Annotated in this window: 16 protein-coding genes and 1 tRNA gene; 8 read left to right on the top strand and 9 right to left on the bottom strand. The window is 61.3% G+C overall.

The window, feature by feature from the left end; all coding sequences use genetic code 11:
* Positions 1 to 20 precede the first annotated feature (20 nt).
* From carB to AB8A23_RS09695, 3 genes are all read left to right on the top strand, one after another.
* Positions 21 to 3,485: a carbamoyl-phosphate synthase large subunit gene (gene carB / locus AB8A23_RS09705; RefSeq protein ID WP_089265918.1), complete on the top strand. Its 3,465-nt coding sequence runs from the start codon at positions 21 to 23 to the stop codon at positions 3,483 to 3,485.
* A gap of 197 nt (positions 3,486 to 3,682) precedes the next feature.
* Positions 3,683 to 4,159 (top strand): transcription elongation factor GreA, encoded by a 477-nt coding sequence (gene greA / locus AB8A23_RS09700; protein ID WP_068728727.1) that lies wholly within the window; start codon positions 3,683 to 3,685, stop codon positions 4,157 to 4,159.
* 201 nt (positions 4,160 to 4,360) lie between these two features.
* Positions 4,361 to 4,765: a DoxX family protein gene (locus tag AB8A23_RS09695; RefSeq protein WP_093757105.1), complete on the top strand. Its 405-nt coding sequence runs from the start codon at positions 4,361 to 4,363 to the stop codon at positions 4,763 to 4,765.
* A 70-nt stretch (positions 4,766 to 4,835) separates the two neighbouring features.
* On the opposite strand, the gene AB8A23_RS09690 is transcribed toward AB8A23_RS09695, so the two are convergent.
* Positions 4,836 to 5,315: an Lrp/AsnC family transcriptional regulator gene (locus tag AB8A23_RS09690; RefSeq protein WP_068730339.1), complete on the bottom strand. Its 480-nt coding sequence runs from the start codon at positions 5,313 to 5,315 to the stop codon at positions 4,836 to 4,838.
* A gap of 261 nt (positions 5,316 to 5,576) precedes the next feature.
* Between AB8A23_RS09690 and trxB the strand changes: the two genes are divergently transcribed.
* On the top strand, positions 5,577 to 6,542 hold the full coding sequence (gene trxB, locus AB8A23_RS09685; protein WP_184511976.1) for a thioredoxin-disulfide reductase: 966 nt from the start codon (positions 5,577 to 5,579) through the stop codon (positions 6,540 to 6,542).
* A gap of 32 nt (positions 6,543 to 6,574) precedes the next feature.
* Positions 6,575 to 7,468 carry a LysR family transcriptional regulator gene (locus tag AB8A23_RS09680; protein WP_089266250.1) on the top strand — a complete coding sequence of 298 codons (894 nt, stop codon included), beginning with the start codon at positions 6,575 to 6,577 and terminating at the stop codon, positions 7,466 to 7,468.
* 254 nt (positions 7,469 to 7,722) lie between these two features.
* Here the strand turns inward: AB8A23_RS09680 and AB8A23_RS09675 are convergent, their stop codons facing one another.
* Positions 7,723 to 10,056, bottom strand: coding sequence for a heavy metal translocating P-type ATPase (locus tag AB8A23_RS09675; RefSeq protein ID WP_439060546.1), 2,334 nt, complete (start codon positions 10,054 to 10,056; stop codon positions 7,723 to 7,725).
* Between the two features lie 100 nt (positions 10,057 to 10,156).
* On the opposite strand from AB8A23_RS09675, the gene AB8A23_RS09670 reads away from it, so the two are divergent.
* Both AB8A23_RS09670 and AB8A23_RS09665 read left to right on the top strand, forming a co-directional pair.
* Positions 10,157 to 10,432, top strand: coding sequence for a metal-sensitive transcriptional regulator (locus tag AB8A23_RS09670; protein WP_439059836.1), 276 nt, complete (start codon positions 10,157 to 10,159; stop codon positions 10,430 to 10,432).
* A gap of 266 nt (positions 10,433 to 10,698) precedes the next feature.
* Positions 10,699 to 13,086 (top strand): EAL domain-containing protein, encoded by a 2,388-nt coding sequence (locus AB8A23_RS09665; protein WP_439059837.1) that lies wholly within the window; start codon positions 10,699 to 10,701, stop codon positions 13,084 to 13,086.
* Positions 13,087 to 13,179: 93 nt separating this feature from the next.
* On the opposite strand, the gene AB8A23_RS09660 is transcribed toward AB8A23_RS09665, so the two are convergent.
* The 3 genes from AB8A23_RS09660 to AB8A23_RS09650 form a co-directional block, all read right to left on the bottom strand.
* The gene (locus AB8A23_RS09660) at positions 13,180 to 13,860 is read right to left on the bottom strand and encodes a ParA family protein (RefSeq protein ID WP_068728738.1); all 681 of its coding nucleotides are present in this window, start codon (positions 13,858 to 13,860) and stop codon (positions 13,180 to 13,182) included.
* A 209-nt stretch (positions 13,861 to 14,069) separates the two neighbouring features.
* Positions 14,070 to 14,441, bottom strand: a complete 372-nt coding sequence (locus tag AB8A23_RS09655) for a hypothetical protein (protein WP_231079282.1) — start codon at positions 14,439 to 14,441, stop codon at positions 14,070 to 14,072.
* A 174-nt stretch (positions 14,442 to 14,615) separates the two neighbouring features.
* Positions 14,616 to 15,080, bottom strand: coding sequence for a hypothetical protein (locus tag AB8A23_RS09650; RefSeq protein ID WP_439059838.1), 465 nt, complete (start codon positions 15,078 to 15,080; stop codon positions 14,616 to 14,618).
* A gap of 54 nt (positions 15,081 to 15,134) precedes the next feature.
* Here AB8A23_RS09650 and AB8A23_RS09645 point away from each other — a divergent pair, with 54 nt between their 5' ends.
* Positions 15,135 to 15,782, top strand: a complete 648-nt coding sequence (locus AB8A23_RS09645) for an SGNH/GDSL hydrolase family protein (RefSeq protein WP_439059839.1) — start codon at positions 15,135 to 15,137, stop codon at positions 15,780 to 15,782.
* A gap of 20 nt (positions 15,783 to 15,802) precedes the next feature.
* Here the strand turns inward: AB8A23_RS09645 and AB8A23_RS09640 are convergent, their stop codons facing one another.
* The 4 genes from AB8A23_RS09640 to AB8A23_RS09625 form a co-directional block, all read right to left on the bottom strand.
* A complete protein-coding gene (locus tag AB8A23_RS09640; RefSeq protein WP_439059840.1) occupies positions 15,803 to 16,033 on the bottom strand; it encodes a hypothetical protein in 231 nt (76 codons plus the stop codon).
* Between the two features lie 265 nt (positions 16,034 to 16,298).
* Positions 16,299 to 16,375, bottom strand: a tRNA-His gene (locus AB8A23_RS09635).
* Positions 16,376 to 16,526: 151 nt separating this feature from the next.
* Positions 16,527 to 16,961 carry a phasin gene (locus tag AB8A23_RS09630; RefSeq protein ID WP_068728746.1) on the bottom strand — a complete coding sequence of 145 codons (435 nt, stop codon included), beginning with the start codon at positions 16,959 to 16,961 and terminating at the stop codon, positions 16,527 to 16,529.
* 269 nt (positions 16,962 to 17,230) lie between these two features.
* The gene (locus AB8A23_RS09625) at positions 17,231 to 17,602 is read right to left on the bottom strand and encodes a phasin (RefSeq protein ID WP_115033036.1); all 372 of its coding nucleotides are present in this window, start codon (positions 17,600 to 17,602) and stop codon (positions 17,231 to 17,233) included.
* Positions 17,603 to 17,770: the final 168 nt, after the last annotated feature.

Below are 17,770 nucleotides of genomic sequence, written 5' to 3'. Positions count from 1 at the left end.
TGTCACCACCGCGAGTTTAAATGCCAAAACGCACCGACATATCCACCATCCTGATCATCGGCGCCGGTCCTATCGTGATCGGCCAGGCCTGCGAGTTCGACTATTCGGGCACACAAGCCGTCAAGACGCTCAAGGAAGAGGGCTACCGGATCGTTCTGGTCAATTCCAATCCGGCCACGATCATGACGGACCCGGAACTGGCGGACGCGACCTATATCGAGCCGATCACACCCGAGATCGTCGCCAAGATCATCGAAAAAGAGCGCGGCGACCGCTCCAAGGGTTTTGCGCTACTGCCGACCATGGGCGGCCAGACCGCGCTGAACTGCGCGCTGTCACTGCGCCAGCAGGGCACGCTGGAGAAGTTCGACGTCGAGATGATCGGCGCCACCGCCGAAGCCATCGACAAGGCCGAAGACCGCCAGCTGTTCCGCGAGGCGATGACGAAAATCGGGCTGGAGACGCCGAAGTCGCGGCTCGCCAACGCATCCGCACTGAAGAAGCAGTATCGCGAGCAGCATCAGGCCGAAAAAGCCAAGCTGACGGGCGACGCACTGGCCGAGCACGAGCGGCAGTGGGTGCTGCATGAAGGCGACCGCCGCAAGCGTTATCAGGAGCATGCCCTCGGCCAGGCGCTGATGGCGCTGTCTGAAATTGGTTTGCCGGCGATCATCCGCCCGTCCTTCACCATGGGCGGCACCGGCGGCGGCATTGCCTATAACCGCGAAGAATTCCTCGACATCATCGAGCGCGGCCTCGACGCGTCTCCGACCAACGAAGTGCTGATCGAAGAGTCAGTGCTCGGCTGGAAAGAGTACGAGATGGAAGTCGTCCGCGACAAGAAGGACAACTGCATCATCATCTGCTCGATCGAGAATCTCGATCCGATGGGCGTGCATACCGGTGACTCCATCACCGTCGCGCCGGCGCTGACGTTGACCGATAAAGAATATCAGATCATGCGCGACGCCTCGCTGGCGGTGCTGCGCGAGATCGGCGTCGAGACCGGCGGCTCCAACGTGCAGTTCGGCGTCAATCCTGCCGACGGCCGCATGGTCGTGATCGAAATGAATCCGCGCGTGTCGCGCTCGTCGGCGCTGGCCTCGAAGGCCACCGGCTTCCCGATCGCCAAGGTCGCAGCGAAGCTCGCTGTCGGCTATACGCTGGACGAAATCGCCAACGACATCACCGGCGGCGCAACGCCTGCGTCGTTCGAGCCGACCATCGACTATGTCGTCACCAAGATTCCCCGCTTTGCCTTCGAGAAATTCCCGGGCGCATCGCGCACGCTGACGACGTCGATGAAGTCGGTCGGCGAAGTGATGGCCATCGGCCGCACATTCCAGGAAAGCTTGCAGAAGGCGCTGCGCGGACTTGAAACCGGCCTGACTGGTCTCGACGAAATCGAGATCGAGGATCTCGGCCGCGGCGACGACAAGAACGCCATCCGCGCTGCCCTGGGTACACCGACGCCGGACCGTCTGTTGCAGGTCGGCCAGGCCATGCGTCTGGGCTGGACCGACGAGGAAATCTTCAACTCCTGCAAGATCGATCCGTGGTTCCTCGCCGAGATGCGCGGCATTGTCGAGATGGAAGCCAAGGTGAAGGCCAATGGCCTGCCCGCCAACGCCTTCGGCATGCGTACGCTGAAGGCCATGGGCTTCTCCGACGCGCGCCTCGCCGTGCTCGCCGGCAAGACCGAGGCCGACGTCAAGGCACTGCGCCGCTCGCTCGATGTGCGCCCGGTGTTCAAGCGCATCGACACCTGCGCCGCCGAATTCGCCTCGCCGACCGCTTACATGTATTCGACCTATGAGTCGTCCTTCGCCGGCGCCTTCGCTGACGAGAGTCAGCCGTCGGACAAGAACAAGGTCATCATTCTTGGCGGCGGCCCGAACCGTATCGGCCAGGGCATCGAGTTCGACTATTGCTGCTGTCACGCCTGCTTCGCGCTCGCCGACGCCGGCTACGAAACCATCATGGTCAACTGCAATCCGGAGACCGTGTCGACCGACTACGACACGGCGGATCGCCTGTATTTCGAGCCACTGACTGCCGAAGACGTGCTTGAGATCATCGACACCGAACGTCAGAACGGCACGCTGCACGGCGTGATCGTGCAGTTCGGCGGCCAGACCCCGCTGAAGCTCGCGCGCGCGCTGGAAGCCGCCGACGTGCCGATCCTCGGTACCTCGCCGGATGCCATCGATCTTGCCGAAGATCGCGATCGCTTCAAGCGCATCCTCGACAAGCTCAAGCTGAAGCAGCCGAAGAACGGCATCGCCTATTCGGTCGAACAGGCCCGCCTCGTCGCAGCCGATCTCGGCCTGCCGCTGGTGGTGCGTCCGTCCTATGTGCTCGGCGGCCGCGCGATGCAGATCATCCGCGAGGAAAGCCAGCTCGGCGATTACCTCCTCGGCACGCTGCCGGAGCTGGTGCCCGGCGACGTCAAGGCGCGCTATCCGAACGACAAGACCGGCCAGATCAATACGGTACTCGGTACCAATCCGTTGCTGTTCGATCGCTACCTGTCGGATGCCATCGAAGTCGACGTCGACTGCCTGTGCGATGGCAAGGATACCTTCATCGTCGGCATCATGGAGCATATCGAGGAAGCTGGCATTCACTCCGGCGACTCGGCCTGCTCGCTGCCGCCGCATTCGCTCGACGACGACATGATCGCCGAGCTCGAACGCCAGACCCGCGACATGGCGCTCGGCCTCGACGTGGTCGGACTGATGAACGTGCAGTTCGCGGTCAAGGATCGCGACATCTACGTGCTCGAAGTCAATCCGCGCGCGTCGCGCACCGTGCCTTTCGTTGCCAAGGTGATGGGCATGCCGGTGGCCAAGATCGCCGCGCGTATCATGGCCGGCGAGAAGCTCGCCGACTTCAATCTGAAGAAGCGCAAGCTCGACCATGTCGGCGTCAAGGAATCGGTCTTCCCGTTCGCGCGCTTCCCCGGCGTCGATACGGTGCTCGGCCCGGAGATGCGCTCCACCGGCGAAGTGATGGGCATCGATCGCTCGTTCGAAATCGCCTTCGCCAAGAGCCAGCTCGGCGGCGGCACCCGCGTGCCGCGCAGTGGCACTGTGTTCGTGTCCGTGCGCGAAAGCGACAAGACGCGCATTCTCGATGCCGTGAAGCTGCTCTCGTCGAACGGCTTCAAGGTGCTCGCGACGTCAGGGACCCAGCGCTTCCTGGTCGACAACGGCGTCCCGGCCGAGAAGATCAACAAGGTGCTGGAAGGCCGGCCGCACATCGTCGATGCCATCACCAATGGCGAGATTCAGCTGGTTCTGAACACCACCGACGGGCCGCAGGCCCTGGCCGACAGCCGCTCGCTGCGGCGGGCTGCCCTCTTGCATAAAGTACCGTATTACACCACTCTTTCGGGTGCCGTGGCGGCTGCACAGGGCGTCCGGGCCTATCTGGGCGGGGACCTTGAGGTCCGCACATTGCAGAGTTACTTTTCCGAAGCCTGAATTCGGGCGGACTGCAGGTCCGACGAGATCAGCTAGGCAAGGCACGACCGGAACTCACCGGTCGCGTCTTTGTTTTGTTTCGGCACTCGAAGCCGGCGTCTGAACTGGCTGCAAGCGCAGCCAAGCCGACATCTTGCAGAACGAATGGTTTCATGCGCGCGCCGCCGCGTTCCGCATGACGTTAGAGGACGAAGAGAATGGTTGAGAAGGTCCCGATGACAGCAGGTGGCTACGCTGCGCTGGAGGTCGAGCTGAAGGAACGTCAGTCGGTGCACCGTCCGCGGATCATCGAACAGATCGCTGAAGCGCGCTCCCATGGCGACCTCTCGGAAAATGCCGAGTATCACGCCGCCAAGGAAGAGCAGTCGCATAATGAAGGCCGCATCAGCGATATCGAAGACAAGCTCGCCCGCGCCGATATCATCGATATCTCGAAGCTGTCCGGCGATACCATCAAGTTCGGCGCGACCGTGACGCTGATCGATGAGGACACCGAGAAGAAGGCGGTCTGGCAGATCGTCGGCGAGCCCGAGGCCGATGCCAAGAAAGGTCGCATCTCGATTACCTCGCCACTGGCGCGTGCGCTGATCGGCAAGAGCAAAGGCGCATCGGTCGAAGTCGTCGCTCCCGGCGGGGCCAAGGCCTATGAGATCACCAAGGTCGAGTGGCGCTGATCGACAGCGCTCAACGCGAAACAAGAAAGCCGCGCATGATGCGCGGCTTTTTTATTGTCCCCTGATTGCGGTATCCAGCCATCGCCACTCACGGAAACTTCTGGAATACTTCCACAGCTCACGTGTTTTCACACGAGAGTGACCAGCATTTTGCATTGCAGTAATGCTAGAAACGATGGTCATCACAGGGGGACTAATGACATGGACCAAGCCTTCGCTAAATTTCAGCCTGCTGCACTAAGTCTTTTCCGCTTCATCACCGGCCTGCTGTTGCTGCAGTATGGCATCGCCAAGATCTTCAAATTTCCGGTTCTGCCCTATTTCGCGAATATCCCGCCGCTGATCCAGGTCGCGGCAACGCTTGAACTCGTCGGCGGTGCGCTGCTGCTGCTCGGCCTGTTCACGCGCCCAGTTGCGTTCATCCTCGCCGGTGAAATGGCTTTCGCTTACTTCCTCGGCCACATGTTTAAAGGCGCGGATCCGGTTTTCCTGCCGCTGCTGAACGGCGGCACCGCTGCCATCCTGTTCTGCTTCTCCTGCCTCTATCTTGCGACGTCAGGCGGAGGCCCGATCAGCCTCGACGCGATACTGCGCAAGAAGAGCTAAGCTCGACATCACGGCAATAAAAAAGGGCGCTCACCGCAAGGTGGGCGCCCTTTGCTTTTAGCGCTCGCTGCTAATCCGCGGCCCTCAGCTCGAGCGGCACCGCGGCTGCGTATTTCGAATTCTGCAGAACCAGAGACGTGCGGACGTTGCGGACATGCGGCGCGGCCGTGAGATGGCCGACGAAATCCTGGAAGGTCGCCATGTCGGGCGCCACGCATTTCAGGATGAAGTCGATCTCGCCCGACAGCATCCAGCACTCCCGCACCAAAGGCTCCTTGCGGACGAAATCCTCGAACGCCTTGAGATCGGCATCCGCCTGGCTCGACAGGTGGACCGAGGCGAACACCGTAACATCGAAACCGAGCAATCGGGGATCCAGCAACCCGCGATAGCCCTGGATATAGCCAGCCTCTTCCAGGGTCCGGACCCGGCGCAGGCAGGGCGGCGGCGAGATGCCGACGCGCTTGGCGAGTTCCACATTGGTGATTCGGCCGTCGGCCTGGATTTCGCTGAGAATTTTGAGGTCGATGTCGTCTAGGCTTTTCGGCACGCGGCGCGGATCCTGGCTGGTATTCAAACAAACCGTTTGAACTCTCTTAGCGCAGGAGCCGCAACTTGCGCAATTTTATTGCGCGTGCATCGCAGAAATTAAGCGTCTCCGGGGGAAAAATTGCCGGGACGAATTGCAATTCTTGCATGGCTCGCCAGATATTCTACACTAGCAGACAAGACTTTCGACGCCGCAGCGACGTGTTCGCCGGCACATTTCGCCTCAGCAATGACCAATTTCCCTTCAGAAAGGGACTCGACCATGGCCGCCCCCATCCATGCCAAAGTCGTCATCATCGGCTCAGGCCCGGCTGGCTACACTGCCGCTATCTACGCCGCACGCGCGATGCTCGAGCCCGTCCTGATCCAGGGGATTCAGCCCGGCGGCCAGCTCACCATCACCACGGATGTCGAAAACTATCCGGGCTTCGCCGACGTCGTCCAGGGGCCCTGGCTGATGGAGCAGATGGAGAAGCAGGCGCATCATGTCGGCACCAAGATCGTCACCGATCTGGTCAGCGACATGGATCTGAGCCAGCGCCCGTTCCGCCTGACCTGCGACAGCGGCGACGTCTATCTGGCCGAAACCGTGATCCTAGCCACCGGCGCGCAGGCGCGCTGGCTCGGTATCCCGTCGGAAGAGAAATTCCAGGGCGGCGGCGTATCCGCCTGTGCCACCTGCGACGGATTCTTCTATCGCAACAAGGAAGTGATCGTGGTCGGCGGCGGCAACACGGCCGTCGAGGAAGCTTTGTTCCTGACCAATTTCGCCTCGCAGGTCACCATCGTGCATCGCCGCGACCATTTCCGTGCCGAACGCATCCTGCAGGAGCGACTGTTCAAGCACCCGAAGATCAAGGTGGTCTGGGACTCGGCGCTCGACGAGATCTGCGGCACCGAAGGCCCGGCCAAGGTCACCCATGTGCGCCTGAAGAACGTCAAGACCGGCGCCATCACTCAGGTGCCAGCCGACGGCGTCTTCATTGCCATCGGCCACGCGCCCGCGACCGAACTCATCAAGGGCCAGATCAAGCTGAAGCCCTCGGGCTATGTCGAAGTGGCTCCGAATTCCACCGCAACCTCGATGCCCGGCGTGTTCGCCGCCGGCGACGTGGCGGATGAAACCTATCGGCAGGCGGTCACCGCTGCCGGCATGGGCTGCATGGCCGCCCTCGAAGCCGAACGCTATCTTGCCGCGCATGCTCATGACCGCGCAGCGGCCGAATGATGATCAAACGAACCCGCGACGGATTTACAGATATGGACTGGGACAAGCTGAAGGTGTTTCACGCGGCGGCGGAAGCGGGGAGCTTCACGCATGCAGGCGAGCAACTGGGCCTGTCGCAATCGGCAGTCTCACGACAGGTGAGCGCGCTTGAGCAGGAATTGGCGGTCTCGCTGTTCCACCGCCACGCCCGCGGTCTGATCCTCACCGAACAGGGCGACCTGCTGTTCCGCACCGCCCATGACGTGTTCATGCAGCTCCAGGCGGCACGCGCGAAGCTGACCGACAGCCGCGAGCGGCCGAGCGGCGACCTCAAGGTGACCACAACCCCAGGCGTCGGCATCAACTGGCTGATCCCACGCCTTGGCGAGTTCACCGCGCTCTATCCGGAAATCCGCATTTCGCTGATCGTTACCGACGAGGAACTCGACCTGTCGATGCGCGAGGCCGATGTGGCCATTCGCACCCGCAAGCCTACCCAGCCGGACCTGATCCAGCGCAAGCTGTTCGCCATGGGATTCCACGCTTATTGCTCGCCGGAATATATCAAGCATTTCGGCACCCCGCGCACCCTCGACGAACTCGACGGGCACCGCATCATCATGCTCAGCGACGCCCAGGTGTCACCGCACCTGCAAAACCGCAGCTGGCTGATCGATGCCGGGCGCAACGGCTCCGGCCCGCGCGAACCCTACTTCAAGGTCAACAATATTCTGGGCCTGATGCGCGCCTGCCAGCAGGGCTTGGGCATTGCAGCATTGCCGGACTACCTGGTCGAAGAAAACGATCGTCTGGTTCAGCTCTTCAGCGAGTCGGACTCGATTCAACTCGACACTTATTTTGTCTATCCCGAAGAGTTGAAGACGGTCGCCCGTGTGCAGGTGTTCCGCGACTTCATCGTCAGCAAGGCGCAGCGCTGGCCGTCCTAACCCGCAATATTTCAGGGCAGATATGCCCACGCTTCCCAGCATGTCAGACATGCCAAGTGATGCGTTGCTGCATGCCACCTTCAGGGATCATACTTCTCAGACGCTGAGATTTTGCGCTGCGCATTTGTCCCCCTCCTCCAGTGGTGCGAAGTCTCAGTAATCCCTCTTGGAAGGTGATTGTGTCGGCCTCTCGAGGCCAATACCTCAGAGCCGGACTCGTTTGAGTCCGGCTTTTTTTTTGCGCCCGCGAATTGTCAGTCCAGCTTCACTTTCGCCAGCCGGAGCGCATTCCCGATCACGCTCACCGAGGACAGCGCCATCGCGGCAGCGCCGAGCATCGGCGACAGCAGGATGCCGAAGATCGGATACAGCACACCGGCCGCAATCGGCACGCCGGCCGCATTGTAGATGAAGGCGAAAATCAGATTCTGACGGATATTGCTCATCACGGCCTTTGATAGTTCGCGCGCGCGCACCAGCCCCATCAGGTCGCCGGTCAGCAGTGTCACGCCAGCACTCTCGATCGCCACATCGGTCCCCGTGCCCATGGCAATGCCGACATCCGCAGCAGCCAGCGCAGGTGCATCGTTGACGCCGTCGCCAACCATGGCGACCCGGCGGCCTTCGCCGCGCAGACGTGTGACCACGTCACTCTTGCGCTCCGGCAACACACCCGCCTCGACCTCATCGATACCCAGTGTCTTTGCCACGGCTTTAGCCGTCGTCGCATTGTCGCCGGTGAGCATGACGATCCGCAGGCCGTCGGCGCGCAGCTTCTTCAAGGCGTCCTGCGCCGATGGCTTTACGGGATCGGCAATCGCCATCACGCCGGCGACGCTGCCATCAATGGCCACGAAGATGGCAGTCGCACCGTTCTGCCGCGCCAGTTCGGCGACGCCGTCGGAGCGCGTCGTGTCCACTTTCAATTCGTCCATCAGCATCGCATTGCCGAGCGCAACGCGCTTGCCATTGACCACACCCGACGCGCCTTTGCCGGACGGCGAGGCGAAGTCACTGGCATCGCTCAGCACCACATTGCGTTGCTTTGCTTCATTGACTATGGCTTGCGCCAGCGGATGTTCGCTGGAGCGTTCGATACTTGCAGCAAGTTGCAGAATGTCGCCTTCGTTGAACCCTTCCGCCGGCGTGATGCTCACCAGTTTCGGCTTGCCTTCCGTCAGCGTACCGGTCTTGTCGATCACAATGGTGTCGATGTTTTCCAGCCGTTCCAGCGCCTGCGCGTCACGCACCAGAATGCCGGCATGGGCGCCGCGGCCGACACCGACCATGATCGACATGGGCGTGGCGAGACCGAGCGCACAGGGGCACGCGATGATCAGCACGGTGACCGCAGCAACAAGCGCAAACGAGAGGCGCGGCTCCGGCCCGAATGTCGCCCATGCGATGAATGCAATCACCGCCGCGGCCAGCACGGCCGGCACGAACCAGCCGGCGACACGATCCGCAAGACGCTGGATCGGCGCACGCGAGCGCTGTGCCTTGGCGACCATGTCGACGATCCGCGACAACATCGTATCGCGGCCGATCTTGTCGGCCCGCAGTACGAGGCCGCCGCTCTGGTTGACGGTGCCGCCGATGACGCGCGCGCCTTCGGCCTTGCTCACCGGCATGGACTCGCCGGTCACCATGGATTCATCCACCGACGAACGCCCCTCGGTGACGACGCCGTCGACCGGGATTTTCTCGCCCGGCCTCACGCGCAACAAATCGCCGATGGCGATGGCGTCGAGGGCGACGTCCTCATCACCGTCCTTGCCGATACGCCGCGCGGTCTTCGGCGCAAGACCGAGCAGCGCGCGGATCGCACCTGACGTCTGATTGCGCGCGCGCAGCTCGAGCACTTGTCCGAGCAAAACGAGCACGGTGATGACAGCAGCGGCTTCGAAATAGACCGCCACTGCACCGTGATGGTCACGGAACGAGTCGGGAAACAGACCGGGCGCGAAGGTGGCCACGACGCTGTAGATCCACGCCACACCGGTGCCCATGGCGATCAGCGTGAACATGTTGAGATTGCGCGTTATCACCGAGCGCCATCCACGTTCGAAGAACGGTGCGCCAGCCCACAGCACCACGGGTGTCGCCAGCACCAACGCGATCCAGTTCGATGTGGTCTGCGATACCAGTTGCATCAGGCCGAGATGCGCACCCATCTCCAGCACGAACACCGGCAATGTCAGCGCCAGCGCGATCCAGAAACGCCGGGTCATGTCGATCAGTTCAGGATCGGGCTTGTCGTCGAGCGAGACCTGCTCCGGCTCCAGCGCCATGCCGCAGATCGGACAGCTCCCGGGTCCTTCCTGACGGATCTCCGGATGCATCGGGCAGGTATAGATGGTGCCGGCTGGCGCGGGCGGCGCGGGCTCCTTCGGCTTCAGGAAACTCTCGGGATCGGCGTTGAAGCGCTCGCGACAGCGCGCGCTGCAGAAGAAATACTCATGGCCCTGATAGATCAGACGGTTCTTGGCGGTGGCGGGATCGACGGTCATGCCGCAGACCGGGTCGAGCACTTTGGCCGGCGCAGCCTCGTCGTGATGGTGACCATGCGAACAGCATGCGCCATGCATGTGACCGGCATGGGCACCGTGCTCCGTATGCGTGTGAGTTGCCTCTGCCACCGCGACCTCGCCTCTTGAAACATATACCCTATGGGGGTATATGGACCTCATGCGCAGCGAGATCAAGATGTCCTGTTTAAAACGCCTCAAACGGATCGAAGGCCAGGTCCGCGGCTTGGCCGGCATGGTCGAGGCCGACCGCTATTGCATCGATGTGGTTACGCAGATCGCCGCGGCCCGCGCAGCGTTGCGACGCGTCGAGGAAGAGATCCTGCGCGACCATGTCGCGCATTGCGTGGAGCACGCGATCTCGTCAGGCGACAAGGCCGACCAACGCCGCAAGATCGCCGAACTGATGGACGTGGTCAGTCGCGTCGACCGGTGACGCGAATGCGACGTGCGGGCGCGATGTTGGAAAACGGTTGATCAGTCGTTACGTTTTTTGCCCGGTGAGGGTGGCGCTGAAATGCGACCACACCTTTAGGTCATCAAGAGCCGGCGAATATCCGCAAAATTTACGGTTGGATAAGCATGCGCAGCGATAGCACACGGGGCGATCTAATAGCGCCGATCGCCGGTATTTACGTGTCTTTACGTACTTATATCTAACGTCCCGCGCAATTGCGGTAATCCCGCGCGCGGTATCTGTACATGCTTACGATCTATAACTGCATCGCCAATGCCCATGATTTCAGGCTCGTCGGACTCGCGGCCATCATCTGCGCGATCGCGTCCCTCGCTGCTATCAACCTGCTCCGTCATGCGCGAAGCGCCACAGGCCAGATGCGCCTCGTCTGGCTCGCGGTATCCGCGATCTCCACGGGCTTCGGCATCTGGGCCACGCATTTCGTAGCGATGCTGGCGTTCTCGCCGGGGATGCCGAGCGGCTACAATATTGTACTTACGGTCGTCTCGCTGATCGCCGCGCTGCTGCTGACCGGCGCCGGCCTCGCCGTATCGTTGATCCCGAATTTTCGTGCCGGCCTCTGGATCGGCGGCGCCGTCGTCGCGGGCGGCATCGCGGCGATGCATTACACCGGCATGGCCGCCTTCGAACTTCAGGCGCGCATCAACTGGGATACGACGCTCGTCATCGTCTCGATCGTATTGGGAGCCGTGCTCGGCGCGATCGCGCTTCCGGTAGGGTTGCATGGCACCACCCTGCGCTGGAAGATCAGCGGCGCGCTGCTGCTAACGCTCGCGATCTGCAGTCACCATTTCACGGCGATGAGCGCGGTCACGATCACCCCGGATCCCACCATCGCCGTCTCGCCGCTCACCATCCCCGCCGGATGGCTCGCACTTGGCGTCTCATTGATCAGCTTCGCCATCATTGGCCTGGCGCTGGCCGGCATCGTGCTGGATATCCGTGATCACCGCCGCTCCGATCTCGAAGCCGATCGCATGCGCGGACTCGCCAATGCTGCCGTCGAAGGCCTGCTGGTGTGCGACGGCGACACGATCGTCACGGTCAACACGTCCTTCGCCGCGCTGGCGGGATCGTCCGCTGAATTGCTGATTGGCGGGCGTCTGCAAGACTGCTTCCCCGACGGAGATACGCGGACGCAGATCATGAGCCAGCCTGACAAATCGGTGGAAGCGAGCCTGCGGCAGCGCAACGGCCAGACGATTCCGGTCGAATTGATCCTGCGTGGAATCGACTTTGCAGGGGAGCCGCATCAGGTCATCGCCGTACGTGACCTCCGCGAACGCAAACAGGCCGAACAGCACATCCGCTATCTCGCCCACTACGACTCCCTGACCGGACTGCCCAATCGCGGCACGTTCCATGATCGAATCGATCAGGAGATTGCGACACTATCCGAGGACCGCCCGCTCGCCGTACTCGCTTTGGATCTCGATCAGTTCAAACAGGTCAATGACCTGTTCGGCCACGCCGCCGGCGACAAGGTCCTCAAGAGCGTAACGGCCCGCATCACCGCCCTGCTTGGCGAAGGCGAGATGATGGCGCGCCTTGGCGGCGACGAGTTCGCCATTCTCTTGCCGAACCTGACCTCGCCCGCAGCTGCGAGTCAGTTCGCCGACAGGATACTGGAAGCATTTCGGAGCAAGGATGCCACCTTCGAACTCGGCAGCGTCACCGCCAGTGTCGGTATCGCACTCTGCCCCGACGACTCCAGTGATCGCGACACGTTGCTCGCTTGCGCCGACACCGCGCTCTACCGCGCCAAATCCGAAGGCCGCGCGACATGGCGCTTCTTCGAACCTGCAATGGGGGAAGCCGTGCGCGACCGCCGGCTGCTCGAACACGATCTGCGCAACGCCATCGATGCCAATCAGCTGAAAGTGGTTTATCAGCCCCAGGGCACCATGGAGTCGGGCCGTGTGATCGGCTTCGAGGCACTGCTGCGCTGGAACCATCCCGTCCGCGGCAATATTCGCCCCGACATCTTCATTCCGATTGCGGAAGACACCGGCGCCATTCTCGGCATCGGCGAATGGGTGCTGCGCGCCGCCTGCCGTGAAGCGGCGACGTGGAAGCATCCGCTGACCATCGCGGTCAATGTCTCGGCGGTTCAGATCCACCACGATAGCTTTGTCGCAACCGTCCATGAGGTCTTGCTGGAAACCGGCTTGCCCCCGCATCGGCTCGAACTGGAGATCACCGAGACTGCGCTGATCCGCGACTTCGATCGCGCATTGTTGACACTCCGCCGGATCAAGGCGCTCGGCGTTCACATCGCCATGGATGACTTCGGCACCGGCTACTCGTCGCTGTCGAACCTGCGCGCATTCCCTTTCGACAAGATCAAGATCGACGGATCGTTCATCAGGTCGGTGAACACCAACAGCCAGGCAGCAGCAATCGTGCGCGCCGTCCTCGGCCTCGGCCGCGGGCTTGGGCTACCGGTGCTCGCCGAAGGCGTGGAAACCGAAGCGGAATTCGCATTCCTGCGCGACGAGAAATGCGACGAGGCGCAGGGCTATCTGCTCGGCCGTCCGGCTGACATAGACAATTTCCGTGAAGTCACCCAAGGGGTGACCTCGCCCGCCGGAGATATCGCCATTTCAGCATAGGCGTGAACACCCCACCGTCGCGGTCATACCAACGACAAAAAACGCGCGAAGGTCTCGCGCGCTTTTTCTGGGGTCAAAAGAGCAGAACGGCTATCAGGCCGCCTGCTTGTGCATCGCGCCGGTCGCCGATCCGTTGCCGCGAATAGCCTTGATCGAACGTTCGATCGCCGCCCACAGCTTCCCGATCTCGCTGGCTGCGCGACCTTCTGCCTGATATTCGCGGGCGCCTTCGCCGTTGCCAAGCGCGAGCAGGAGATCTGCACGGTTGGTGATCTGACCGGACCACACCGGAGCCTTGAACTTGGCGAGCGCTTCGCGGGCGATCGTCACGATACGGCTTTCGGAATCGTCACGGCGTGCCGGCGCACCGTTGATGACAACCGCATAGGGCTTGCGGGCCGAACGGCAGCTCTGGATCGTCGCCTGCACCGCATCGACGTCGAACACGCCGGGACGCGCAGGAATGATCACCATGGTTGCGTTCTTGATGGCATCGTCGACCACAGCCGATGTGTTCGGCGGCGTGTCGATGAACACCCATTCGAAACCGTCACGCTTCGCGGCGGCAACCATTTCGGTCACGCTGCGATTTGCGATCTTCAGCGGCGGTTCATTTGTTCCCCGCAGCTTGTGCCACAGCGTCAACGAACCCTGCGGATCCGCGTCGATGAGCAAGCAAGGCTTCGTTGATTTATGAACTTGAGCAGCAAGATGTGCAGCCAGGGTACTCTTCCCCGAGCCGCCTTTACGCGATGCGAAAACTATGACGTTCATATGTTGGCCTCCAGATTGACCCCAGGAGGCGAAAATGAATCAGTCTGCTGATTCGTTAAAGTCATATTTACGCGTAATTCAAGGATATGTGCCTGATTTGTTTGGAATGTTGGTTTTTGAGTCACACAGTGCGGCGCAACAGGCCCGAAATGAGTCAGGTGTAGTACGCTTGTCGCCACTTTGTCGCACTCTGGTATCAAGTCAGGCGCTCAAATCTTGCTATCAGCGCCGTTGGAACGAGTTGAGTCCGGACCTTCGATAGCAATGCCCTTCGCGCGCTGACGTTCGATCCACTTTCGCTCAAGCCAACCGAGAAACTGCGCCACCGGTTTTTCCAGCGGCGGAATATCCTGCGCGATGAGGATGAGTCCGAGCGGCAGCATCCAGAGGCCGAGCACAGGAAGAATGCTGAAAATCCCGCCGATAATCAGCAAAATGCCAAGCGGGAATCGCACGAGCTTCGATGAGGGCTTGCGCAACCAACCTACAAATCGAGCCGGTCGGGGCGGAAGTTTGGTTTCGAACCAGGCCAAATGCCGATTGAGTTCGGCCTTGTAGTCGATATTGGTTTCGCTGCTCAAAATGACGCTCCTCGTGGTCTGGAGATGTTGTTTCGTGTCGTGATACCCAACGTGTCAGTTTGTCACGGGTTCACTTTTTTGCCACGATCGATGGCGTCACGGTGCAGTGACTCAGCGAGATCACGCCGTTCTGCACGCTGACTAAACGTCCGTTCACGTGAGAGCGAAGCCTGATCAGCTCGGACGAGTCGGTTTTTTCGCCCTTCGCGACTTGACCGTGGGTTTGCGCGCGTTGACCGGCGTTGCCCGAAAGAATTGCGCGCAGCCCGGGCTCAATTGCGCCCGCTTCTGGATCATGCAGACCGTCACGCGATCCACATCAGGAATGGCTGCACTGCAGAGCCGAAAGGCATCGCCGGTGCAGAGCTGTTGCTGATCGTCGGTATAGGCTTGCGACGGCGTCGCCAAGAACGACGCGCCGATCATGAGTGACATGGCAAGCGACCCGCTCAAAATCCCTGGACGTCCCGACATTAGTCCCCCCTGGTTGCACGTTATCGTGGGAGTGTCGGAGACGATTGCCAGCTTGGCAAGGTGGACGTGACGGGGATCGGGCTTGCCTTCGCGCCAGCCCTGTAGTTTCTCCCGAACATCGCGGCGCCGTTGCCCCGTCGCGACCTCGTGCGAGAGACGGTCCAAGATGAACAGTGAGACAAAAGCGATACTCCGAAACTGCGCGGGCGGTCCACGATCATGAACTGGACCCGTATTGGCATTATCGGCTTCGTGGGGTTGTGCGGCTGGGCGGCATGGCCCAAAGGAAATGACGCGACGCCGCCGCGCCCACTTCTGATCAGGGCAGCATTGAAACAGGTCGATGATCCCGTCATCATCCTCGGCGACAGTATCGTCAAACGCGCAACCTTCCCCCGTGCCGTATGCGGTCGGCCCATCGTCAATGCCGGAATCGACGGATCGACGACATCGAGCGGTCTCGATGCCATGCTGACAAAAGCACTTGGCGGGAAGCAGGCCGCCATGGTCGTCGTCTCCCTCGGACTCAACGATGCTGCGGTCCCTGTGAACGCGGACTCATACAGGACCAACTATCTCGCTTTGCTCGCGACGCTGAAATCCACGGCTCCACGAATGGCCATCGCGACGGTGACACCTGTTGAAGCCGGCAAATCCGATAGCGCGCGCATCAACAACCGGGCGATCGACAGCTACAACGCGTTGCTGCCAACCATCGCGGGCGATGCTGGCGCGAGCCTTGTCACCATCCCGTCCATGCCGGCGAAATACACAACCGATGGCATTCACCTGAATGATGCCGGCTATGCAATCTGGACCAAGGCGGTTCTCGGCGGGGTCAGCGACGTCCTCTGCAAAGGCAAGTAGCAGCAACGCAGAAACCCGCATCAGGCCTCGTTGACGCCAACGCCGCGCTCGTCAAGGAGCTGCTGCCCTTTCAACGTGATCCTAAATTTCGGCCCCGCTGCCGGCTTGGCTTGATCGATTACCTCGACAAGCCCTTGAGCAATCAGCCCGTCAAGCACGGCACGTTTTTCGGCATTGAGATCGGGCCCGGAGGCGCGCGCGATGTCGCACATCATCGCAATAGCGGTATTGCTGATATCAGCGTCGACCATGATTGCCTCCCTGTCGTTGGGAAGCCAACGGAACGATGGCAATCGAGTTCCACGACCGGCCCGGCGGAAGCACGCGGGCATTTACGACGTCGAGTTGCCCGAAGGCGGGCTGTTTGTGCGGAAACCTTACAGCCCCGAGCCAGATCGTGGGCACGCTGAGTGATCTGACCGGCGCGCCGGCGTTACCGGCCCGCCCCAAGCGGTCAGACATTGCCGCAGCCCAAAGCAACGGCCAGGCTCGAATCGGCTAAATGATTGATTTGTATGGTACAGTTGGGTGGTCTCGAACCACCGACCTCCTGCTCCACAAACAGGCGCTCTAACCAACTGAGCTACAACTGCATCCTGACCGGCCCCAAAATCAGGGGGTCCCGAACAGGCGGGAAACTAGGTGCAACGCATCACTTTGGCAAGGCCGCGATGATGATTTTTGGCGCAAACAAAAGCCCGGGCTTGCGGCCCGGGCTTTCGATTATTTGGCGGTGCGATCGGCTCAGGCGGCCGGCTGGAACAGCTTCGAAGCGCCGGTCTTGATCGGTTCGGCGGTCTCGGTGGCGATCTTCTGGCCGAGTTCGGCCAGCTGTTTGGTCTGACCGGTGAAGGTTTCAACCTGGCTGCGCGCAAAAGCGGTCCACAGCTCCATCGCCTGCGAAGGCGACTTCACGCCGATCAGCGACTGGGCGAAGTCGAAGCCCGCATTGGTGTTGGTCTTGGCAATGTCGAGCAGCTTGGCCGAATATTCGGCAGCGCCCTTGGTGGCCGTGCCGAACACGGCTTCAACCGTGCTGTTATGGGTCTCGGCAGCGTCCTTGAACTTGGCATAACCCTCGCGCGCCTGCGAGACGCCCTTTTCGGCGAATGCGCGGACCTGCTCCGGCACCTGGAACGGGATAACGGAAGATGAGAACGGATCGGTCGATTCGGCCATAGCGTGCATCCTTCGTGGTGGGGGGTGAAATCAATAACCCCGTGGAGGCTGCGGAAGGCACCGGTGCCTTTCATCAGCTGGCGGGAAACAGAGCGGCATCGCCATCGGCGATGCGTCATTGTGGTTACCGCAATATCATGTCGGAATTGTGCGGCGCAACAGAATATTGCACCGCAGAATCGCATGAGACCCGGATCGAATGCGCGCCCACATCATGGAACTCGCTAAATATCAATCGCCGATTGTATAGCGGAGAGCGCAGAGGTCGGTCAGCTCTTGGGCTTGGCGGCGTCCATGGCAGCGCGGCTCATGATCTGGCCCATTTCGCTGGCCTGCTCTGCCAGCGACTTCATCTGCGACTGCACGTATTCGCTGTGGAGCCGCATGACGTCGCCGAGATCCTTGGCGTGCAGCAACTGCTGGGCATAATCCAGCGACGCGGCGACGTTCTTCTCGGCATAGGCTATGGCCTTGGTGCTGACATCCTTGGCGCCGGCGCGCACGGTCTCACCGCGGTTTTCGATCGACGACGCCGTGCTCTGGGCGCTGGCCAGAAACTTCTCGAATGCCTGCTTGGCCTGGTCGAAGCTGGCTTCGGCCATTGCGCGCATTTCCTTCGGAATTTCGAATTGGTCGGTCATGTCCCGCTCCATTTTGCATTGACGAAGCCGTCCACGGCCCCGTCTCCCGTGTCGCCCACTGCAATCTAGCCGAGCTTGGCATCGCCGATGTGACGCGGCGTCCCGTCCTCGTCCGATCCCATCGTGGACCTTTGTTTTTGTTTTGCAACTGCCAACGCATGGCCCAGC

The organism is Tardiphaga sp. 619_E2_N8_4 (assembly GCF_051810905.1).
GTDB lineage: Bacteria > Pseudomonadota > Alphaproteobacteria > Rhizobiales > Xanthobacteraceae > Tardiphaga > Tardiphaga robiniae.
This window is presented reverse-complemented; position numbering and strand designations above follow the sequence as displayed.